Below are 20,687 nucleotides of genomic sequence, written 5' to 3'. Positions count from 1 at the left end.
CATGGCTGCGGCGCTGATGCTGCTCGTCTTGCCGCTACAGGCGTTCGCCTTCGATGCCGCGCCGCTCGTGCGTCAGACGATTCCGCAAGCGCGCGTTCAAGGCGAGGGCGAACTGCGCATGTACGGCTTTCATATCTACGACGCCAGGCTTTACGTTGGCCCAACGGGTCTGTCGAGCAAGGAACTGACGGCGCGGCCGTTCGCGCTCGACATCGAATATGCGCGGCCATTCAAAGGCGCGTCTATTGCAAAACGGGGCCGCGAAGAGATGGACGACCTGAAACTCGCGAGCAAGTCGCAGACGCGGGAATGGCAGCAGGAACTGGAAAAGATTTTTCCGGACGTACAGCCCGGCGACCATGTTGTCGGCGTGTTCGTGCCCGAGCGCGGCACGACCTTTTATGCGGACGACAAGGTCATCGGCACGATTCCCGGCGATGACTTCGCCCGCGCGTTTTTCTCGATCTGGTTCGATCCGCGGACATCGGCGCCGGGGTTGCGCAATCAGTTGCTGGCGAATGGGGCGGCGCAGTAATCCGCGCCACCTTGCAATCAACGCCGCTTCACAGCGGCTTTTTTTTCGCCGCCGGTTTGGCTGCGGTTGCTTTCTTGGCAGCGGGTTTTCCCGGCGCCTTGGGCGCGGCGGCTTTTGGCGGTTCGACGTCCTCATTCGCCGAATCCGATGCAGCCGGTTGCTGCGCCATCGCGAGCGTCGCCAGGTTGTTGAACTGCGACTGGAGCATGTTCCACCAGCCGGTGGGATCGAATGAAGCGTCGTTCGCGCTGGCTTCGCTCGGCGCTTCCGCTTCCGGCGAGGGCTGTTCTTCCCGCACAGGTGGCGCAGGCCAGGCCCCGGCAGACGCCGACGAAGACGCCGCAGCCGAGTTCTTCGCGCTGTCCACCGACGACTGCGCGAACGCGCCGAATGCTCGCAGCGTCGCGAGCGTCGCGCGCTGCACTTCCAGCGCCTGAATCGCCGATTGCAGCATGTTCAGGTTGAGCTTGAGCCATTGCTCGACGGCGCGCATGTCCTTGATGCGTTTGTCGAGTTCCTCGACGTTCGTGAGCGGCGCAAGCATGTCCGACATCATGGAGAGCGAAGGCGATCCGCTCGACGATACCGCCGCCGCAAACGGATTCATCTTCATCATGTCCCACATTTTTTCCATCATGTCGCCCTGAGGAAAACCGGACATGCCGGGAAAACTTCCGAAGGGCGGCGTACCGCCGGGTGTATCGGTCATCAGACTTGCTCCTTGGTGCTGCGCAATGGATTCAATGATCGCCGATCAAAAAGGCGAGCCGCCCGGAAAATCCGGCGCGCGCTTCTCGCGCAGCGACTTGATGCCTTCCTGCACGTCGGGCCCGGCGAAACCCATGAATTCGAGCGCGAGGGACGTATCGAAGGCGGGACCCGCCGATCTCAGCCAGTTGTTCAACGCATACTTGGTCCAGCGGATGGCCGTTTGCGAGCCTTGAGCCAGACGATTCGCGACTTCGAACGCTTTTGGCAGCAAGTCGCTTTCATCCACTGCCAGCGATACCAGCCCGATCCGCTCCGCCTCTTCGCCGCTCACCGGTTCGCACAACAGCAGGTAATACTTCGCCTTCGCCATGCCGCACAACAACGGCCACACGATCGCCGCGTGATCGCCGGCGGCGACGCCGAGCCGCGTATGACCGTCGATGATGCGCGCCGTTTTCGCCGCAATCGATATATCCGCGAGCAGCCCCGCCACAAGACCCGCGCCGACAGCCGGGCCGTGCATGGCCGAAACGATCGGCTTGCTGCAGTTGATCACGTTGTAGACAAGGTCTCGCGCTTCACGCCAGACACGTGCACGGACATCGAAATCGGAGGCCATCTGTTCGACCAGATGCAGGTCGCCACCGCCCGAGAAACCCTTCCCTTCGCCGCGAATCAGCGCCACGCGCGTGTCCGGATCACGATCTATATCACGCCAGATATCGGCAAGCTCGCGATGCGTGTTTGCATCGGCCGTCGCGAGTCCGCTCTTGTTTGCGCCCGCGCCGTTCATGATGATTTCGAGCACGCCGTGCTCGTGCCGGCGCAATTCCAGCGACGTGTATTGCGAGTAAAGAGAAAGATCGCTCATGGTTTGACGGATTTGATGACTGGCGTTGAGGTTCTTAGCGCGGCTGATAAACCCACTTGCCGTTCTCGATTTCAGCGATCACGCGCGCCCGTTGGTCAAGCCCGATATGATCGTTCGGCGTCATGTTGACCAGCCCGTTCGTGTCCGCAAAATTCTTCGTGTCTTCCAGCGCGTCGCGCAGCGCGCTTCGGAATTCCGGCGTGCCCGGCGCGCCCGCTTTCATTGCAATCGGCACTGCCCGGTTGAGCAACATGCCCGCGTCCCATGCATACGAACCGAACGCCGATACCGTGCCCGCGCCGTACTTCGTCTCATACAGCTTGATGTAGTCGAGCGCGAGCCGTTTGGCCGGATGATCGTCGGGCAACTGCGAGGCGACCAGCACCGGGCTTGTAGGCAGGAACGTGCCGTTGCAATCGGCGCCGCATACGCGCAGGAAATCGCGGTTGCCCGTGCCGTGGTTATGATAAATCGGGCCCTTGAAGCCGCGTTCGCGCAAGGTCTTTGGCGGCAGTGCGGCCGGCGTTCCCGCCGCGCCCACGACCACGGCATCGGGCTTCGCCGCGAGGATTTTCAGCACTTGTCCGGTCACGCTCGTGTCCGTGCGGTTGAAGCGCTCGTTGGCGACCATCGTGATCTTGTGGAGCTGGGCGAACTTCGACACTTCCGTGTAGAACGTCTCGCCGAGCGCGTCGGCCTGCCCGATGAACGCCATTGTCTTGACGCCATGGTTGCTGGCATGTTCGGCGATGGCGGACGCCATCATGGCATCGGTTTGCGGCGTCTTGAAGACCCAGTGGCGCTTGGCATCGACGGGCTCGATGATCTTCGATGACGACGCGAGCGAGATCATCGGCGTCTTGCCATCGGCGACGACATCGATCATGGCAAGCGAATTCGGCGTGATCGATGACCCGATGATCGCGTCCACATGATCTTCGGAGATGAGCTTCTTCGTGGTCTGGACGGCTTGCGTGGTGTCCGATGCATCGTCGAGAACGATGTAATCCACCGGACGTCCGCCCATTTCCTTCGGCAGCAACGCGACGGTATCGCGCGCCGGAATGCCGAGCGACGCGGCCGGTCCCGTCAGCGATAAAACCAGCCCGATCTTGACATGCGGCGTCTGCGCCCACGCAGCCGCCGAAACCGTGATCAATGCGCTTGCTGCCGCCAGCCGCCTGAATGCCGCGCCCCATCCCCCGCCTGAATGCATTGAAATCTCCTTGTTATGGACAATGCGGCTAAGTGTAGGGCGGCGCAGCATCCGGGCGCATCGGGCGAAACCCGTTACTGGATGGCGTTTTGCCTGGCGGTTTGCTCGTGCAGGGCAACCACCGACTGATCGATCGCGCCGAAGATCGACTTGCCGGCGTCATCGAACATTTCGATCTTGACGCTGTCGCCGAACTTCATGAACTCGGTCGCGGGCGCGCCGTGCTCAATGGTTTCCAGGCACCGCTTCTCCGCAATGCACGCATAGCCGCGCTTTGCGTCCTTGTTCGAGATCGTGCCCGAACCGACAATCGATCCCGCCCGCACGTTGCGCGTCTTCGCCGCGTGCGCAATCAACTGGCCGAAGTCGAACACCATGTCCGTGCCGCAATCGGGCTGGCCGACTTTCTTGTTGTTCCAGTGAACGATCATCGGTCTATGGACGCGGCCTTCGCTCCAGGCATCACCGAGTTCGTCGGGCGTGACGGCAACCGGCGAGAACGCGGTCGCGGGTTTGCTCTGGAAGAAACCGAAGCCCTTGCCCAGTTCAGCCGGGATCAGGTTGCGCAACGAGACATCGTTGACGAGCATCAGCAAGCGTACGTGCCTCAGCGCTTCGGCGGGTGTGGTGGTCATCGGAACGTCGGTGGTGATCACGGCGACCTCGGCTTCGAAGTCGATGCCATATGCCTCCGACGCACACACGATGTCATCCGCAGGTCCAAGCAGATCATCCGCGCCGCCCTGGTACATGAGCGGGTCGGTCCAGAACTCGGGCGGCATTTCTGCCTTGCGGGCGCGCCTGACGAGTTCGACGTGGTTCACATAGGCCGAGCCGTCGGCCCACTGGAATGCGCGCGGCAGCGGCGCCATGCACGCTTTGGCATCGAACGTGAATGAATGGCGCGCACGGCCCTGATTGAGCGCGTCCGACAAATCGAGCAATTGCGGCGCGTAGAAATTCCAGTCGTCCAGCGCGCGTTGCAGCGTCGGCACGATCGCGTCCGCAATGGCGGCCGTGCGCAAATCACGTGATACGACGACCAGTTGGCCGTCGCGCGTCCCGTCCTTCAGCGTGGCAAGTTTCATAGAGCGTTTCGACGTTTAGTGACGATGGAGGAAATCTATTTTACGATGGTGAATCGTGTCCACCCCGTTTTTACCGCCCGGTTTGTGCCGGAATCGATTTCTTCATGTCATCTCCCAGCCGTCCAGCATCGTCCTTAAGGTTGAAATCACGGTTGGAACCACCGGCTTTCGAACCCGCCGACGCGGAAGATTCCTCCGATACCGCCGGGGAAAAGTCGCGTTCCGGCATTCAGTCGATCGAGGTGGGTTTCCGTCTGCTCGACGTGCTGACCAACGAGCCGCGCGCCATGATGCTGCGCGATCTCGCCCAGCGCGCGGGGATGAGTCCGGCGAAAGCGCACCGGTATCTGGTGAGTTTTTTGCGGCTCGGCGCGGTATCGCAGGATCCGGTTTCCGGGCGTTACGAGCTTGGCGGCTTCGCGCTGCAGATGGGTCTTGCCCGCCTTGCACGCGTGGATGGCGTGAAGCTCGCGCGTATCGCACTGACGGATTTACGCGACCGGCTGGACCAGACGGTGGGGATCGCGGTATGGGGCAATCAGGGCCCGACAGTCGTGCACTGGATGGAATCGAGCCATCCAGCGAAGGCATCGTTGAAGCTTGGCGATGTCATGCCGCTGTTGTCGTCGGCGACGGGTTTGCTGTTTGCCGCGTGCCTGCCGCGCAGCAAGACGCAGGCGATGCTCGATCGCGAACTCGAGGCCACGCGCCAGACCATAGCAGATGTGGAACTCTTGCTCGCCGAGATCCGCGCGCACGGTGCATCGCGCGTCGAGGGCATGTTGCTGCCGGGAATCCATGCTTTCTGCATGCCCGTGTTCGACTCAACCGGCGATCTTGCGCTCGGACTGATTGCGCTAGGTCATGAAGGATCGTTCGATACCCGCTGGGGCGGCGACATCGATACCGCCTTACGCGAATGCGCCGGCCAGCTTTCTTACGAACTCGGGTACAAGCCGGGAGAACGGTAAGATTTCGATGCGCCTGATTTGCAGCGTGTGCGGAACGCCGCGGCGCACGCATGAGTCACATTGGCGTTGGCGCCAATGGCTCACATCCATTCACGCTCCTTTTCTGCTCGAACGCTTCCGACCTTATTGATGCCGTTCTCTTTGCTTCGCCGCCGTCGCACTGTATCCGGCGCCTCGTCCGACGAGTCATCCGCCACTCCATCCTTCCGATGGACCTTGTGGCTTGCCGTGCTGCTTGCAGTTCTGGCCCTGCATTGGGCTGCGGGACGCTGGGTGGACAGGAGCCGGAATGTATCGAATCCCGCGCCCGCCGAGCATGTCCCGGTGCAAGTGGAGTTGCTGACGCCCAAGCCCGTTGCACAGGCACCGGCGCTTCCTGCGCAGCCGCCGAAGCCGGCACCGAAGCCAGCACCGCAACCGGCCCAGCCGACGCACGCCATCACGACAGCACAACAAACTGCTGAAGCCGCACAAGCAGCGCAAGCCGCTCAGGCCCAACAAGCAGCTCAAGCCGCACAAGAGGCCCAGGCCGCCGCAAAAGCCGCCAGCGATACAGCAGCCGCGCAAGCGGAATCGGCGGCTGCAAAACCAGCCGCTTCCGGCGATAAATTCGACGTCCCGCCCACCGGCGACCTCCGCTACGACACGTTGATCAACGGCGTCATGAACCAGACCGGCACGATCCACTGGATCAACTCGGCGCAACACTACGAGATGGTCGTATCGATTCCATTGCCGTTCGTCGGACCGTTCGTGTATTCGAGCAAGGGTCATATCGACGGCTTCGGCATCGCACCCGAGCAATACTCGGAACAACGCGGCCGCCGCGCCGCCGACATCACCGTCTTCGATCGCAGCACGAAACAACTCGTCTACACGCGCACGCCGAACAGCCAGCCGCTTGTCGACGGCGCGCAGGATCGTTTCAGCGTCGTGATGCAACTTGCGAGCCTCGTACGCGGCTCGCCCGATACCTACAAACCCGGCGTCGTGCGCCAGTTCAGCGTCGCGGACAACGACAGCGACGAGCTCTGGCCGATAGAAACCGTCGGCGACGAAAACGTGCAAGCCCGCGACGGCAACGTACAGGCGCGTCATTTCACGCGTCTCGCAAGACGCGACAACGACCGTCGCCGTCTCGACATCTGGCTTGCGCCATCGATTGGATGGCTGCCGGTTCGTATCGTGCAAACCGAGCCCAACGGCTTGCAGATCGAACTGCTTTGGCGCGGCAAGCTCCAGCCGCCTTCGTCCACGCCGGGTGCGGGCACGGCGGATGCGACTCCTGATGCAACACCCGGCGCGCCCGAGCCCGACAAGCCCTGACCCGCAGCATGTTTCATGCAGCCACAACGCATGCAAACGGGTTAAAGATTGCAACGGAAGCATCCGTTAAGAAGGTATGCAGACGACTCCAGGCGCGCGGTTGTGCAACCAAGGTTCGATCCCGAACTGAACCCGCATTCCAACGGAGCCAGTATGCATGTGACGATTAACGGTATCGACACGCGTTATGTTGTGAGCAACGAAGGTGGTGGTCCATGGCTGACCTTAGCCCATCATCTTTCAGGCGATTTATCGGTATGGGACCAGATCGCGGGTTACTTCCGCGATGACTACACGGTACTGCGTTACGATCTTCCCGGACATGGTGAAAGCGCCGCGCCCACGGAACCATTGAGCATCGAAGCACTTTCCGGTCATCTTGCCGAGCTGTTGAGCAAGCTGGGCGTGACATCGACGCATCTGGTCGGGTTGTCGGCAGGCGGGATGATTGCGCAGCAGTTCGCAGTCGACCATGCGGACAAGGTGAACACTCTGACCGTTGCAGGCGCTCCGATTTTCACGACGAGCGAGATGAAGCCGGATTTCGACAAGCGTGCAGCGAACGTGCGGCAAAACGGCACGTCGAGTATCGTGGAAGCTACGGTACAAAGCGTACTGACAGAACGGTTCAGAAAAGCGCATCCTGAAGTGGTCGAACATGTTGGCGAAATGGTTGCACGGACGTCCGTTGAAGGTTTCGCCAAAGTGGCTGAAGCCATCAGGGATTTCGATCTGCGAGGGCGAGTAGCGTCGATTAATGCGCCCACGCTCGTTGTTGCAGGTGAACACGATGTTGATTTACCGTCGGCGCAGTCCAAAGTGGTGGCGGATTCAATACCCGGTGCAAAATTTGAAATACTTGACGCGGCACATCTGTCCCCGGTAGAAGAAACACAGCGTTTCGTGGCTCTTCTGGAAACATTTTTGCGGGAGAATGTCTAACAAAGGTCCTCGATGGGCTTTCGGAATCAACGTCGAGGCCACCCCTTGAATTCCAACCCAAACGCTCAATGTAAGACGCAGAAACGCCTTACGGGCAAACAGGAATAAGGAGTGTCGCCATGCAGATGATTTACAACAGCCCCAACTATTGCGTAGTCGAGTTCCCGCCGCAGGACAATCATCTCGCCATGAAGGCGGGGGGTTACGAGATCGTGGACAAGACCATGCAGCGCGAAATCTTTATCGACGGAGCGCTTGCCGCACGATTCCGCGAGCATGTTCAGAAGTTGATGCAGGAAGAGCAATCGCTTGAAGACGTCGATGAATTTCTCGGCCAATTCGACATATTGATGAACCAGCCGGTGATCCTTCACTAACGTAGCGCCCCGGCTGGGCAGCAAGAACACCCGCGACACCCCTGAAAACCCCGCCATGCAAATGGCGGGGTTTTTTGTTCGCTGCGCGTTTGAAGAAAAGGCCGTTAAAAAGCGTTTGTGCCCTACTACAGATACAATGTTGGGCTATTTAAGCCTGTTTGGAGCCATGTCCGTCATGAATCCGTCCCCCGCCCCGAAATCCGCCGCCGAACGCCGCCCCTACACGCGCGGCGCCGTTTTGCCTGCGCTCTTGCAGCAGCGCATTCTTATCCTCGACGGCGCGATGGGCACCATGATCCAGCGCTACAAGCTCGACGAAGCGGCGTATCGCGGAGAACGGTTCGCGGACTATGACCGTGACATCAAGGGCAACAATGAATTGTTGTCGATCACGCAGCCGCATGTGATTCGCGAGATTCATGACCAGTATCTGGCTGCGGGCGCGGACATAGTCGAAACGAACACGTTTGGCGCAACGACCGTGGCCCAGGCCGACTATGGCATGGAGTCGCTTGCCGACGAGATGAACGCGCAATCGGCGAAGCTGGCGCGCGAAGCATGCGACGCATTTTCGACCCCGGACAAGCCGCGCTTTGTCGCCGGCGCGATCGGACCGACGCCCAAGACCGCGAGCATTTCGCCGGACGTGAATGACCCGGCCGCGCGCAACGTCACCTTCGACGAACTGCGCGAGGCCTATTACGCGCAGGCCAAGGCGCTGATGGACGCGGGCTGCGACCTGTTCCTCGTTGAAACGATATTTGACACGTTGAACGCAAAGGCGGCACTTTTTGCGCTCGACCAGTTGTTCGAAGACACGGGCGAGCTCTTGCCTATCATGATTTCCGGCACGGTCACCGACGCTTCCGGACGGATCTTGTCGGGCCAGACGGTCGAGGCGTTCTGGAATTCGCTGCGCCATGCGCGGCCGTTGACGTTTGGTTTGAACTGCGCATTGGGCGCGGCGCTGATGAGGCCGTACATCGCGGAACTGGCGAAGCTTTGCGATACGTACGTGTCCTGCTATCCGAACGCGGGCTTGCCCAACCCGATGAGCGATACCGGTTTCGATGAAACCCCGGACGTGACGTCGAACCTGCTGAAGGAGTTTGCTCAGGCGGGACTGGTGAACCTGGCTGGCGGATGCTGCGGAACGACGCCGGAACATATCGCGGAAATCGCGAAGGCGCTCGCCGATGTCAAGCCGAGGAAGTGGCCGTCGCATTATCGTGAAGATGAGGCAGAGACCGTTTGACGTTGTTTTTCCGCGGGTTTTTTACTGGAAATGATCAATGGCCGCCGTCAAGAGACTGACGATCACAGGATACAAATCAATACGTGAATTGCGCGACTTCGAGTTGCGCAACTTGAACGTGTTGATTGGGGCCAATGGTGCCGGGAAATCGAACTTCATTAGCTTCTTCCGGATGCTGGCGGAGATTGTTGGGCAGAGGTTTCAGTTGTATTCGCAGGTTGAAGGCGGACCGGATGCGTTGCTGCATTCCTCGCGGCAAACGACCCCTGAAATTCACGCAGAATTTAACGGTGAACAAGACTCTTACTACTTCACACTCGTCCCTACCAACGACAATCGCCTCGTTTTTGAAGATGAAGGGCTGTACAACCGAACCGAAGCCTTGATCGCGGGCCATACTGAAGGTTTTACAGGACCGCATCCCGAGTCTCAGTTCGATAAAACCGGGGGCCGGTACACATCCTCGGTGCGTCTGGGCATGGACCGATGGCGTGTCTATCACTTTCACGACACCGGCGCCACGGCCAAAGTAAAACAACAGCACGCTCCCTTCGACACATTGCGCTTGCAAGTCGATGGAGCAAATCTCGCCGCCTATCTGGGCATGCTAAGGACGTCGCACTCTGACAGCTACCGCCTGATCGTTGACACGATCAGGCTCGTCGCTCCATTCTTCGACGACTTCGTTCAGGCACGCGTAGACAGCAAACAGGTTCAACTCGAATGGCTGGAGACAGGAAAGCCGGATGTGGTGTTCAACGCACACACGCTATCCGACGGCACGCTTCGTTTTATCTGCTTGACTACGCTCTTGCTTCAGCCTTGGGACTTGATGCCGGACACAATTCTGATAGACGAGCCGGAACTCGGTCTTCATCCATACGCCATCAACATCCTTGCCGACTTGTTGAAGCGCGCGGCCGAACGAAAGCAGGTTATCGTCTCCACTCAATCCGTGGAACTGATGAATTTGATGGAGCCCGAAGACATCGTCGTCGTGGATCGAGAAGACGGAGCATCTACGTTTCGCAGGCTGGACTCCGAGCAACTCAAAGGTTGGCTCGAGGATTATTCGCTCGGTGAACTCTGGAATCAGAATGTGCTGGGCGGGAGACCATCGCGATGACGCGTTTGTTTATTGTCGGCGAGGGTCCGACTGAAGAGGCTTTTGTGAAATCCGTGCTGGCGCCCGTCCTGCGGTTATCCAACATCTTTGCGAAACCATTGCTCATGGAAACGTCCCGCGGACATCGCGGTGGCGGACTCAATCTCGATCGCACAAGACGCGCCGTCCGAAACGTGCTGCTGGAGCACAACGACGCATACGTAAGCACCATGTTCGACCTCTACGCGCTCGACAGGTCTTTTGCAGGCGTCACTGAATCTGCTGGCATGGCGCCGTCAGACCGCGCGGCCCACATCGAGCATTTGCTGCACGCGGACATTATCGCGCGTGTCGGATGTTGCCCGGAGCGTTTCATTGCTCATGTCCAGCCTCACGAGTTCGAGTCGTTGTTGTTCTCGGACATCGGCAAGCTTTGTGACTCAGAGCCGGAGTGGGACATATATCGCGCGGCGCTTGCGAAAGTCCGCGCTGAAGCGACAAACCCGGAGTGGATCAACGATTCGCCACATACCGCGCCATCAGAACGTCTTGAGATTCTTCGTCCGCGCTATAGAAAGACAACGCACGGCCCGGCGAGCGCAATAAGAATCACGCTCGATAAAATCCGCGAGCAGTGCCCGCATTTCCGGCAGTGGTTTGAACGACTGCTGCAAATCGGCGCGCAGCCATTGGCCGCCCGAATCCCAGAATCCACAAGCTAAAGTTCAGCCATGACCGATCACACCATGCGCCTTTCCGGCCTCGAGCCGTTCAACGTCACCGAGGGTTCGCTCTTCATCAACGTGGGTGAGCGGACCAACGTGACGGGATCGAAGGCGTTCTCACGCATGATCCTCAACAACCAGTTCGACGAGGCGCTCGCCGTCGCGCGGCAACAGGTCGAGAACGGCGCGCAGATCATCGACATCAACATGGACGAAGCCATGCTTGATTCGAAGGCGGCCATGGTGCGCTTCCTGAACCTGATCGCGTCCGAGCCGGACATCTCGCGCGTGCCGATCATGATCGACTCGTCGAAATGGGAGGTGATCGAAGCAGGATTGAAGTGCGTGCAGGGCAAGGCGATCGTGAACTCGATCTCGCTCAAGGAAGGCGAACAAGCCTTCCGCCATCACGCCACACTGATCCGCCGATACGGCGCCGCAGCCGTCGTCATGGCCTTCGACGAAGACGGCCAGGCCGATACCTACGAACGAAAGACGCAGATCTGCAAGCGCTCGTACGATTTCCTCGTGAACGAAGTCGGTTTTCCGCCCGAAGACATCATCTTCGACCCGAACATCTTCGCGATCGCAACGGGTATTGAAGAGCACAACAACTACGCCGTCGACTTCATCAACGCCACGCGCTGGATCAAGGAAAACCTGCCGTTCGCCAAGATCAGCGGCGGTGTGTCAAACGTGTCGTTCTCGTTTCGCGGCAACGATCCGGTGCGCGAAGCCATTCATACCGTGTTCCTGTACCACGCAATCCAGGCCGGCATGGACATGGGCATCGTGAACGCGGGGCAGCTCGGCGTGTATGCGGATCTCGACCCCGAACTGCGCGAACGCGTGGAAGACGTAGTGCTGAATCGTCGTGAAGACGGAACGGATCGCCTGCTCGAAATCGCCGACAAATTCAAAACCGGCGCCGCGAAGAAAGAAGAGAACCTGGAATGGCGCAATCAGCCCGTCGATAAACGCCTCGCTCACGCGCTCGTTCATGGCATCACCAACTTCATCGTGGAAGATACGGAGGAAGTTCGTCAGCGCATCGAAGCTGCGGGCGGACGTCCGATCAACGTGATCGAAGGGCCGTTGATGGACGGCATGAATGTCGTCGGCGACCTCTTCGGCGCGGGCAAGATGTTCCTGCCGCAAGTGGTCAAGTCGGCGCGCGTGATGAAGCAGGCCGTGGCGCATTTGATTCCGTACATCGAGGAAGAAAAGAAGCGCATGGCCGATGCCGGCGAGGACGTGCGCCCGAAGGGCAAGATCGTGATCGCGACCGTCAAGGGCGACGTGCACGATATCGGCAAGAACATCGTCTCCGTCGTGCTCCAGTGCAACAACTTCGAAGTGGTCAACATGGGCGTGATGGTGCCCTGCGCGACCATCCTGGCGAAAGCCAAGGAAGAAGGCGCGGACATCATCGGCTTGTCGGGATTGATTACGCCGAGTCTCGAAGAGATGGCTTACGTTGCGTCCGAAATGCAGCGCGACGATTATTTCCGCGGCAAGCAGACGCCGCTGCTGATCGGCGGCGCGACGACTTCGCGCGTGCACACGGCCGTGAAGATCGCGCCGCATTACGATGGCCCCGTGGTCTATGTGCCGGATGCGTCGCGTTCGGTATCGGTGGCGTCGAGCCTGCTTTCCGATGAGGGCGCGACCAAGTATCTCGTCGACCTGAAGACGGACTACGAGCGCATCCGCACGCAGCATGCGAACCGCAAGGCCACGCCTATGGTGACCTACGCCGAAGCACGCGCGAACAAGACGAAGATCGACTGGGCGAGTTACGAGCCGAAGAAACCCACGTTCATCGGGCGGCGCGTCTTCAAGAACTACGATCTGGCGGAGCTGGCGAACTACATCGACTGGGCGCCGTTCTTCCAGACCTGGGATCTGGCCGGACCGTATCCAGCGATCTTGAACGATGAGATCGTGGGCGAATCTGCCCGGCGCGTTTTCTCCGATGGCAAGTCCATGCTCTCGCGCATCATCCAGGGCCGCTGGCTGCAGGCGAACGGCGTTGTCATGCTGCTGCCGGCGAACACGGTGAACGACGACGACATCGAAATCTATACCGACGATACCCGCACGCAAGTCGCCATGACGTGGCGCAATCTGCGTCAGCAAACCGTGCGTCCGATCGTGGACGGCGTGCAGCGCGCGAACCGGTCGCTAGCGGATTTCATCGCGCCGAAGGAGTCGGGCGTGAAGGACTACATCGGCATGTTCGCGGTGACGGCGGGCCTGGGCGTCGAGAAAAAGGAAAAGCAGTTCGAGGCCGATAACGACGACTACAGCGCCATCATGCTCAAGGCGCTGGCCGACCGCTTCGCTGAAGCCTTCGCCGAGGCGCTGCACGCGCGGGTGCGTCGTGAATTGTGGGGCTACGCGGCCGGCGAAACGCTCGACAACGCCGCCATGATCGATGAAAAATATCGCGGGATCCGGCCGGCGCCGGGCTATCCGGCGTGCCCGGACCATCTGGTCAAGCAGGACATGTTCGACGTCCTGCAGGCAAACGAGATCGGCATGACGGTGACCGAGTCGCTTGCCATGCTGCCGGCGGCGAGCGTGTCGGGTTTTTACATCGCACATCCGGAAAGTACGTACTTTTCGGTCGGCAAGATCGCGGACGACCAGGTGGAAAGCTTCGCGCAGCGCATGGCGTTATCGAAGAACGACGCCGAGCGCGCCCTCGCTCCGTTGCTCTAGCCTTATACCGGGAATTACAAACGCGCAATTTTGGCGAAGACAGTTACGGTTATTTTGGATTTCCTTACACTGGAACCGTGCGCAGGACCGTCATGGCGGCGGTCACGCACTCTTAAACGTCTCGGAGAAAGTCGAAAATGATCAAGCTGACGCCTGTCCTCGCTGTTGCGGTCGCGGTGCTGTGTACATCGTTGAGTCCGGCCGCTTTTGCGCAGGCCCCAAAGCCTGGTATGGGCGCGAGTTCCAGCATTGCGTCGAGCTACTCGCCGCCAGTCACCGAGCACAAGAAAAAGCCCCGCAAGCCGAAGATGAAGAAAGGCATGAACGATATGCCGGCGTCACAGTAAGCAGTCTGCAACAGGTATTGATCTGAACAAAAAACCCCGCAGTGCGGGGTTTTTTATGTGCTGCCTTAATACTCGTGCCGCTCGAAAGCTGGCTGGACTCAAACGCCCCAGAGGATGTCGCCGTTCGCCTGATGCGCGAGACGCATCATGTCGAGGAACGGATACGCTCGTTGCGACAACCCCACGGGGATTTCATGCGGCTCGTGGCCGGCTTCGCCTTCGTGGAAATGGCCGTCGTGTTCGGCGCGTTCCTGTTTGTCGGTTGCAACCGCCGCTTCCAGTTTCTGGATGCAGGCCGGCAATTCCTCGTGCGTGATGACGCCGCGCTCTCCCAGCCGTTTTCCTACGATGCCCAGTAAATAGTCAGCGAGGTTATCGAGCATCTGCACGTCGGGTGCAGCGCTGGTTTTGAATGTGATCAGCATGGCAAGGTCCCTTCCTTTTGTTGGCCTGTTGTTCGGCTATGTATTTGGCTTTGTCTTTGGCTATATGTTGGCAGTTCAGCGGGGTGCGCGGCGAAGTCCGGCCAAGTCAGTCCAAAGCGCCGGCGCGTTGTTTCAATTCCTGGTCATTTACCCGCCTCGACCCTGATTCGACATATTAGCACCTGCTAAAATCCCGAATTAGCTGAGCAAATGTTGCGCCGGATAACCAACTCCTGGTCTGTCGGTATAGCCGGGAACGGCTGCAGCCATGCCTCCAGACGCGAACATGCGCATGCGCGCGAGGCGGTCCCGACCGACTGCCCGGCCCCTGTTTGTCGCGCTTTCTACCCGCGCGTGGCTTGAAAAAACGACCTGCGCGCGGAAACGAACAAACACATCACCGGATCAAGAATCAGCATGCTGCCCGCACAAAAACTTACCCTCGAAACGCTGCTGACCGATGCAGTCAAGCAGGTCGTACAGGCGTCGCAAGGCGCATCGGAAGCGAATTTCGTTACGCCGGCAATCGTGCTCGAACGCCCGAAGGTCGCGGCGCACGGCGACGTGGCGTCGAACGTCGCCATGCAGCTCGCCAAGCCGCTGCGCGCGAATCCGCGGCAACTGGCGCAACAGATCGTCGACGCCGTGCTGGGATTGCCCGCGGCGCAAGGTCTTGTCGATGCAGCGGAAGTCGCCGGCCCTGGGTTCATCAACTTGCGGCTGGCGGCAGCGGCGAAACAATCCGTCGTGCCGGCGGCGCTCGCCGAAGGCGTCGGCTACGGCCGCAGCACGCGCGATGAAGGCAAGCAGGTGCTGATCGAATTCGTCTCCGCGAATCCGACCGGGCCGCTGCATGTGGGGCACGGCCGTCAGGCGACGCTCGGGGACGCCCTTGCCAACCTGCTCGCAACGCAGGGCAACGCGGTGCATCGTGAGTTCTATTACAACGACGCCGGCGTGCAGATCGGCAATCTCGCGGCCTCCACGCAACTGCGTGCGCGCGGTTTCAAACCCGGCGACAAGGAGTGGCCCGAGAACGCGTATAACGGTGAGTACATCGCTGATATCGCGCGTGATTACCTGGCCGGCGCAACGGTTGCGGCCAAGGACGGCGCGCCCGTGACGGCAAAAGGCGACGTGGACGACCTCGATGCCATTCGCGTCTTCGCCGTCGCCTATCTGCGCCATGAACAGGACCTGGACTTGACCGCGTTCGGCGTGGCGTTCGACCAGTTTTATCTTGAGTCATCGCTGTATAACGAAGGCCGCGTGCAGGCAACCGTCGATGCGTTGATCGCGGCCGGCAAGACCTACGAGCAGGATGGCGCGCTGTGGCTGCGCACGACCGACGACGGCGACGACAAGGACCGCGTCATGCGCAAGTCCGACGGCACGTACACGTACTTCGTGCCGGACGTCGCGTATCACGTGGCGAAGTGGGAACGCGGCTTCACGAAGGTCATCAACGTACAGGGCTCGGACCATCACGGCACCATCGCGCGGGTTCGTGCGGGGCTGCAAGGGCTAGGAATCGGCATTCCGAAGGGCTACCCCGACTACGTGCTGCACAAGATGGTCACGGTCATGCGCAACGGCGTGGAAGTGAAGATCTCGAAGCGCGCGGGCAGTTATGTGACGGTGCGCGATCTGATCGAATGGTCGGGCGGGATGACGCCGGGCGAAGAGGTCGCGCCGGATCAGATCGACGAAGACACCATTCGCCGCGGCCGCGACGCCGTGCGTTTCTTCCTGATCTCGCGCAAGGCCGACACGGAATTCGTCTTCGATATCGATCTCGCGCTCAAGCAAAGCGACGAGAATCCGGTGTACTACGTGCAATACGCGCACGCGCGGATCTGCACGATCCTCGGCGACTGGAAGACGCGCTACGCGGGCAATCTCTCCGCTTTGCCAGACGTGGATCTCACGCCGCTCTCGAGCGAACGCGCCATGGCGCTGCTCAACAAGCTCGCGGAATATCCCGACATGCTCTCGCACGCCGCCGACGAACTCGCGCCGCACGCCGTCGCCTTTTACCTGCGTGACCTCGCAGGCGAATTCCACTCGTTCTACAATGCGGAGCGCGTGCTGGTGGACGAAGACGGCGTGCGTAATGCGCGTATCGCGTTGCTGGCCGCCACGCGGCAAGTGCTCGAAAACGGTCTTGCGCTGATCGGCGTGTCGGCTCCCGTCAAGATGTAGTTGCAGTGCAGGGCCGGGTTCACCCCGGCGCCTGTGCGACCGTTCGAGCATTGGCGCGCCTGAAGCCGCCGTTATAATCGACGCCCATTCAGAAGACTTTTTGCAGGTGATTCATACGATGGCAAAACCACGCAGCACGTCGAAGCAGTCGAAGCAGACCGGGGGCACCTTTCTCGGTATCGTGCTGGGCTTGATTGTCGGCCTCGCAATCGCAGTGATCGTGGCGTTGTACATCACGCGCGCACCCACCCCGTTCGTGGCGAAAGTGGCGCCCGCCCAGAATGACGCCAGTACGGCGCCCGCAAACGGCCAGCCCTACGATCCAAATCGTCCGCTGCAGGGCAAGACGCCGGGTCAGGCCGTGCCGCAAGCCGCACAGCCCGCGCCGACGAACACCGCGCCAGGTCAGACGAACAACCAGACGCAGTCGTCGGGTGTTCTGGACGAGCCGCAGATCGTGGAAGTTCCGCCCGGCGACAATGGCACGGCCGGAGTGCCGAAGGCCGCCACGCCGAAGCCTGCTTCGCCGGCCGCGGCGCCCAACGGCTCGTCCACGGCCGCGTTGGTCAAGAAGCCCGCATCGGATGCGCAGCCTTCGTCGACGGCCAAGGTCACGCCGCCAGCGCCAGGTGACGTGAACACCGGCTACTTCCTGCAAGTGGGCGCGTACAAGACGCAAGCCGATGCCGAACAGCAGCGCGCGCGTCTTGGCTTCCAGGGATTCGAGTCAAAGGTCACCCAGCGCGATGCCGGCAACGTCACGTATTACCGTGTCCGGATCGGACCGTTCACGAAGTTCGAGGACATGAACAACGTGCGTCAACGGCTCTCCGATGCAGGCGTCGATACCGCCGTCATCCGCTTTTCCAAGCAGTGAGTTCCATGGACCGCACGCGCCTTGAGCACATCAAGGCGCGTTCAGTCCGTGCGGGGACAGCCGGCTTGGCGGGCTCTTCGACTAGCCCCTTAAGCCTCCCTTAAGCGTCGTGTGTTCCCCTTTTGCCTCTCACGCTCATTCTCGGTCACCATGAAAAAACTCTTCAGCGCCCTCGCTCTTTCCCTCGGCCTCGCTGCCGGCTCCCTGAGTTTCATGAGCGCCGCTCATGCATCGCCGGCTGCGCCTGTCGCGGGCACCGACTACACCGTGCTGCAAGCAGCGCAGCCGGTTGAAGCGCAGGGCAAGATCGAGGTGATCGAATTCATGTGGTACGGCTGCCCGCATTGCAACGAATTCGACCCGTATCTGGAAGCGTGGATCAAGAAGCAAGGTCCTGACGTGGTCTTCAAGCGCGTGCCGGTTGCCTTCCGCGACGACTTCGTCCCGCACTCGAAGATGTTCCATGCGCTCGATGCACTCGGCCTCGCCGACAAGCTCACGCCCGCCGTGTTCAACGAGATCCACGTGAAGAAGGACTATCTGCTGACGCCGGAAGCACAGGCCACGTTCCTCGCCACGCAAGGTGTGGACAAGAAGAAGTACATGGATGCGTACAACTCGTTCTCCACGCAAAGCAATCTGCAGCGCGATAAAAAGCTGCTCGATGCCTACAAGATCGACGGCGTGCCGACCATTGCGATCCAGGGCAAGTACGAAACGGGTCCGGCGACCACGAACAGCCTGCCGGGCACGATCCAGGTGATGGATTTCATCGTGAATCAGGTTCGCGCGAAGAAGATGTAAAGACGTGAACGCCGCTACGAACGACACGCCGGCCCGGCTGAGGGTTTTCATCACCGGCGCGTCGAGCGGCATTGGGCTCGCTCTCGCTGAAGAATATTTGAAGCGCGGTGCGGTCCTCGGTCTCGTTGCCCGTCGTGGCGACACCCTGCGGCTTTTGCCGCGCGCTTTCCCTCTGCATCGATTTCCCTTTATCCCGCCGATGTCCGCGACGCCGCCGCACTTGGCCGCGCGGCCGAGCACTTCTGCGCGTTGCATGGCGGCGCCGATATCGTCATTGCAAACGCAGGGATCAGCCGCGGCGCGCTGACCGGTCATGGCGACCTGGAGGCGTTTCGCGAAGTGATGGATACCAACTACTTTGGCATGATCGCGACGTTCGAACCGTTCGTCGCGCGGATGGTTGCCGAGCGGCGCGGCACGCTTGTCGGTATCGCGAGTGTGGCGGGCGTGCGCGGACTGCCGGGATCGGGGGCGTACAGCGCATCGAAGTCGGCGGCGTTGAAGTATCTCGAAGCGCTGCGGGTGGAGATGCGGCCGGCGGGGGTATCGGTGGTGACGATCGCGCCGGGTTATATCCGCACGGAGATGACCCGCCGCAATCCGTATCCGATGCCCTTTCTCATGGATGCCAATGTGTTCGCGAGCAAGACGGCGGATGCCATTGGCAAGAAGACGCGGTTTGCCACGTTTCCGTGGCAGATGCGCGTGGCCGGCGCGCTGCTGCACGTCGTGCCGCGATGGCTTTACGACCGCGTGATGGAGAAGGCGCCGAGGAAACCTCGGGCGGGGGAATAAGTATTAGCGCGGCCAAAGAAAAAGCCCGTCGGACTGAGAATCCGCCGGGCTTTTGACTTAAAGGGATCGCGAGGTCAGAACGCCACGAAAGGCGCATTCCCGTTGGTGCCGAACCCGAAGTACACATAGCGTCCGAAGAAGAACGGCAGGCCGAAGTCGAACAGCGTCGGGAACGAGCCGATGGCGCCGGCCAATCCGTTCAACGCGTAGTTCGTGCCGCTGCCAGCGAGCGTCTTCGCGTTCGCGACCGTGAAGTTCACCGTGCCTGACGTCCCGTTCAGCCCGATAACCGTCGCCGATAACGCCGTCGAGTTCACCGGACAGTAGAAGTCCGTGAAGGTCGTCGTGCACGCCGGCAAGGATGAGTCGCTGAAGAACAGCCCGTTCGAACCCGAGTCAACGATGGTCGTGACCGACGCGCCCTTGTACGTGCCGCTCAGGTTGCCGAATGCCGTTGAACGATAGGACGTGGCGCTGCCCAGCGTATTGTTGCTCTGCGTCCCGATACCAAACACCAGTGTCCCCGTCACCGAAGCCGCCGAGCTTGTCACCGGCGGCAATTGCACGATCACCCCGTTGTTGTTCACGGCGAATTTCGTCACCGGATTCACGACCTGATTGGCCACTGCCACGGCGGTCTGCGAACAATTGGTGCCCGACGGACATGAATAGTAGTTGCTGGTCGCGGCGTTCGCGCAGGCAGCACCGCAATCCGTCGCCGATACACCCACGCCCAGGATCCCGTTCGCACCCAGTTGCCGCGACGTGCTTTCGTTGCTGCCATTGATACAGCCCGATGCCGGAACCGTCGAATCGGCCAGATCGCCTACGACCTGAACCGGAATGGCGCTCGCCGTTTCGCCGCCGATCTTCACGTCGGCAGTACGCACGGTGCCCCATGTGAAGCCATCGGCGAATTGCGTGCATTGCGCGAGCTGGCCGCCGCTCGTCGACTGGTTGATCGGCAGGTTCGTGATGATTTGCGCCGCGGCATCGCTGGCAAGGCGCAGGCCGTACGAGCCGGTATCGACCTGGATGTTGTCGATGGTCTGGCACACGCTCGTGCCGGGCGCACAAACGGTCACGGTCACGTTCGGAATGTTGACGAAGTTCTGTGCGCCGGGGCCGACGGTGATCGGCACCGTGTTCGAGGCAGTCGATGCAATCGGCTGTGCGTTCGGCGTGCCGCTGCTGGAACCTCCACTGCCGCTGCTGCCACCGCTACCGGAGCTGCCGCCGCTGCTGACGGAACTGTTGCCGGAGTCGCCGCCTCCGCCGCCGCAGGCAGCGAGAAACACCGACAGGCTGAGCACGGCGAGCCATCGGAACAAACCGGACTTCAAGGAGAACAGGGACGATGAGTACATCGGACGCATAGTGAAAGTCTCCGT

At 60.6% G+C, this 20,687-nt stretch carries 19 protein-coding genes and 1 pseudogene; 14 read left to right on the top strand and 6 right to left on the bottom strand.

The features are described from left to right. The first annotated feature begins 1 nt into the window (after position 1). The gene (locus AX768_RS00300) at positions 2 to 535 is read left to right on the top strand and encodes a chalcone isomerase family protein (protein ID WP_061998297.1); all 534 of its coding nucleotides are present in this window, start codon (positions 2 to 4) and stop codon (positions 533 to 535) included. 28 nt (positions 536 to 563) lie between these two features. Here AX768_RS00300 and AX768_RS00295 read toward each other — a convergent pair whose 3' ends face one another. The 4 genes from AX768_RS00295 to AX768_RS00280 all read right to left on the bottom strand — a co-directional run bounded on the left by AX768_RS00295 (position 564) and on the right by AX768_RS00280 (position 4,421). Beyond that, positions 564 to 1,244, bottom strand: a complete 681-nt coding sequence (locus tag AX768_RS00295) for a PhaM family polyhydroxyalkanoate granule multifunctional regulatory protein (RefSeq protein WP_155524147.1) — start codon at positions 1,242 to 1,244, stop codon at positions 564 to 566. A gap of 45 nt (positions 1,245 to 1,289) precedes the next feature. Then, entirely contained in the window at positions 1,290 to 2,117 is an 828-nt protein-coding gene (locus AX768_RS00290) for an enoyl-CoA hydratase/isomerase family protein (protein ID WP_061998295.1), read from the bottom strand. Between the two features lie 34 nt (positions 2,118 to 2,151). Then, a complete protein-coding gene (locus AX768_RS00285) occupies positions 2,152 to 3,333 on the bottom strand; it encodes an ABC transporter substrate-binding protein (protein ID WP_061998294.1) in 1,182 nt (393 codons plus the stop codon). 74 nt (positions 3,334 to 3,407) lie between these two features. Then, a complete protein-coding gene (locus tag AX768_RS00280; protein ID WP_061998293.1) occupies positions 3,408 to 4,421 on the bottom strand; it encodes a fumarylacetoacetate hydrolase family protein in 1,014 nt (337 codons plus the stop codon). Positions 4,422 to 4,525: 104 nt separating this feature from the next. On the opposite strand from AX768_RS00280, the gene AX768_RS00275 reads away from it, so the two are divergent. From AX768_RS00275 to AX768_RS00235, 9 genes are all read left to right on the top strand, one after another. After that, positions 4,526 to 5,392 (top strand): IclR family transcriptional regulator, encoded by an 867-nt coding sequence (locus AX768_RS00275; protein ID WP_082778704.1) that lies wholly within the window; start codon positions 4,526 to 4,528, stop codon positions 5,390 to 5,392. A 129-nt stretch (positions 5,393 to 5,521) separates the two neighbouring features. After that, positions 5,522 to 6,718 carry a DUF3108 domain-containing protein gene (locus AX768_RS00270; RefSeq protein ID WP_061998291.1) on the top strand — a complete coding sequence of 399 codons (1,197 nt, stop codon included), beginning with the start codon at positions 5,522 to 5,524 and terminating at the stop codon, positions 6,716 to 6,718. A gap of 153 nt (positions 6,719 to 6,871) precedes the next feature. Then, complete coding sequence (locus AX768_RS00265) at positions 6,872 to 7,660, top strand: alpha/beta fold hydrolase (protein WP_061998290.1); 789 nt, start codon at positions 6,872 to 6,874, stop codon at positions 7,658 to 7,660. 119 nt (positions 7,661 to 7,779) lie between these two features. Next, positions 7,780 to 8,037: a BTH_I0359 family protein gene (locus AX768_RS00260; RefSeq protein ID WP_056358215.1), complete on the top strand. Its 258-nt coding sequence runs from the start codon at positions 7,780 to 7,782 to the stop codon at positions 8,035 to 8,037. Positions 8,038 to 8,212: 175 nt separating this feature from the next. After that, positions 8,213 to 9,292: a homocysteine S-methyltransferase family protein gene (locus AX768_RS00255; protein ID WP_062000650.1), complete on the top strand. Its 1,080-nt coding sequence runs from the start codon at positions 8,213 to 8,215 to the stop codon at positions 9,290 to 9,292. 37 nt (positions 9,293 to 9,329) lie between these two features. Next, positions 9,330 to 10,418: an AAA family ATPase gene (locus AX768_RS00250; protein WP_061998289.1), complete on the top strand. Its 1,089-nt coding sequence runs from the start codon at positions 9,330 to 9,332 to the stop codon at positions 10,416 to 10,418. Further along, entirely contained in the window at positions 10,415 to 11,119 is a 705-nt protein-coding gene (locus AX768_RS00245; protein ID WP_061998288.1) for a DUF4276 family protein, read from the top strand. The genes AX768_RS00250 and AX768_RS00245 overlap by 4 nt, the downstream gene beginning before the upstream one ends. 9 nt (positions 11,120 to 11,128) lie before the next feature. Further along, entirely contained in the window at positions 11,129 to 13,846 is a 2,718-nt protein-coding gene (gene metH, locus AX768_RS00240) for a methionine synthase (protein ID WP_082778703.1), read from the top strand. Between the two features lie 137 nt (positions 13,847 to 13,983). Next, positions 13,984 to 14,193: a hypothetical protein gene (locus AX768_RS00235; protein ID WP_061998287.1), complete on the top strand. Its 210-nt coding sequence runs from the start codon at positions 13,984 to 13,986 to the stop codon at positions 14,191 to 14,193. A gap of 98 nt (positions 14,194 to 14,291) precedes the next feature. Here the strand turns inward: AX768_RS00235 and AX768_RS00230 are convergent, their stop codons facing one another. Further along, positions 14,292 to 14,618 (bottom strand): DUF1840 domain-containing protein, encoded by a 327-nt coding sequence (locus AX768_RS00230; RefSeq protein WP_061998286.1) that lies wholly within the window; start codon positions 14,616 to 14,618, stop codon positions 14,292 to 14,294. Positions 14,619 to 15,035: 417 nt separating this feature from the next. Here AX768_RS00230 and argS point away from each other — a divergent pair, with 417 nt between their 5' ends. From argS to AX768_RS00210, 4 genes and pseudogenes are all read left to right on the top strand, one after another. After that, on the top strand, positions 15,036 to 16,820 hold the full coding sequence (argS, locus tag AX768_RS00225; RefSeq protein WP_061998285.1) for an arginine--tRNA ligase: 1,785 nt from the start codon (positions 15,036 to 15,038) through the stop codon (positions 16,818 to 16,820). Positions 16,821 to 16,938: 118 nt separating this feature from the next. Next, entirely contained in the window at positions 16,939 to 17,697 is a 759-nt protein-coding gene (locus AX768_RS00220; RefSeq protein WP_061998284.1) for an SPOR domain-containing protein, read from the top strand. A gap of 150 nt (positions 17,698 to 17,847) precedes the next feature. Then, complete coding sequence (locus AX768_RS00215) at positions 17,848 to 18,501, top strand: thiol:disulfide interchange protein DsbA/DsbL (RefSeq protein ID WP_061998283.1); 654 nt, start codon at positions 17,848 to 17,850, stop codon at positions 18,499 to 18,501. 4 nt (positions 18,502 to 18,505) lie between these two features. Beyond that, positions 18,506 to 19,296: pseudogene (locus tag AX768_RS00210) on the top strand (SDR family oxidoreductase). 74 nt (positions 19,297 to 19,370) lie between these two features. On the opposite strand, the gene AX768_RS00205 reads toward AX768_RS00210, so the two are convergent. Next, positions 19,371 to 20,672, bottom strand: a complete 1,302-nt coding sequence (locus AX768_RS00205; RefSeq protein ID WP_061998282.1) for a DUF3443 domain-containing protein — start codon at positions 20,670 to 20,672, stop codon at positions 19,371 to 19,373. Positions 20,673 to 20,687 lie beyond the last annotated feature (15 nt).

The sequence above is a fragment of the Burkholderia sp. PAMC 28687 genome, from assembly GCF_001577465.1.
In the GTDB taxonomy this organism is placed as follows: domain Bacteria; phylum Pseudomonadota; class Gammaproteobacteria; order Burkholderiales; family Burkholderiaceae; genus Caballeronia.
Note: the sequence above shows the minus strand (reverse complement) of the source record. Positions and strands in the feature narration are given on the sequence as shown.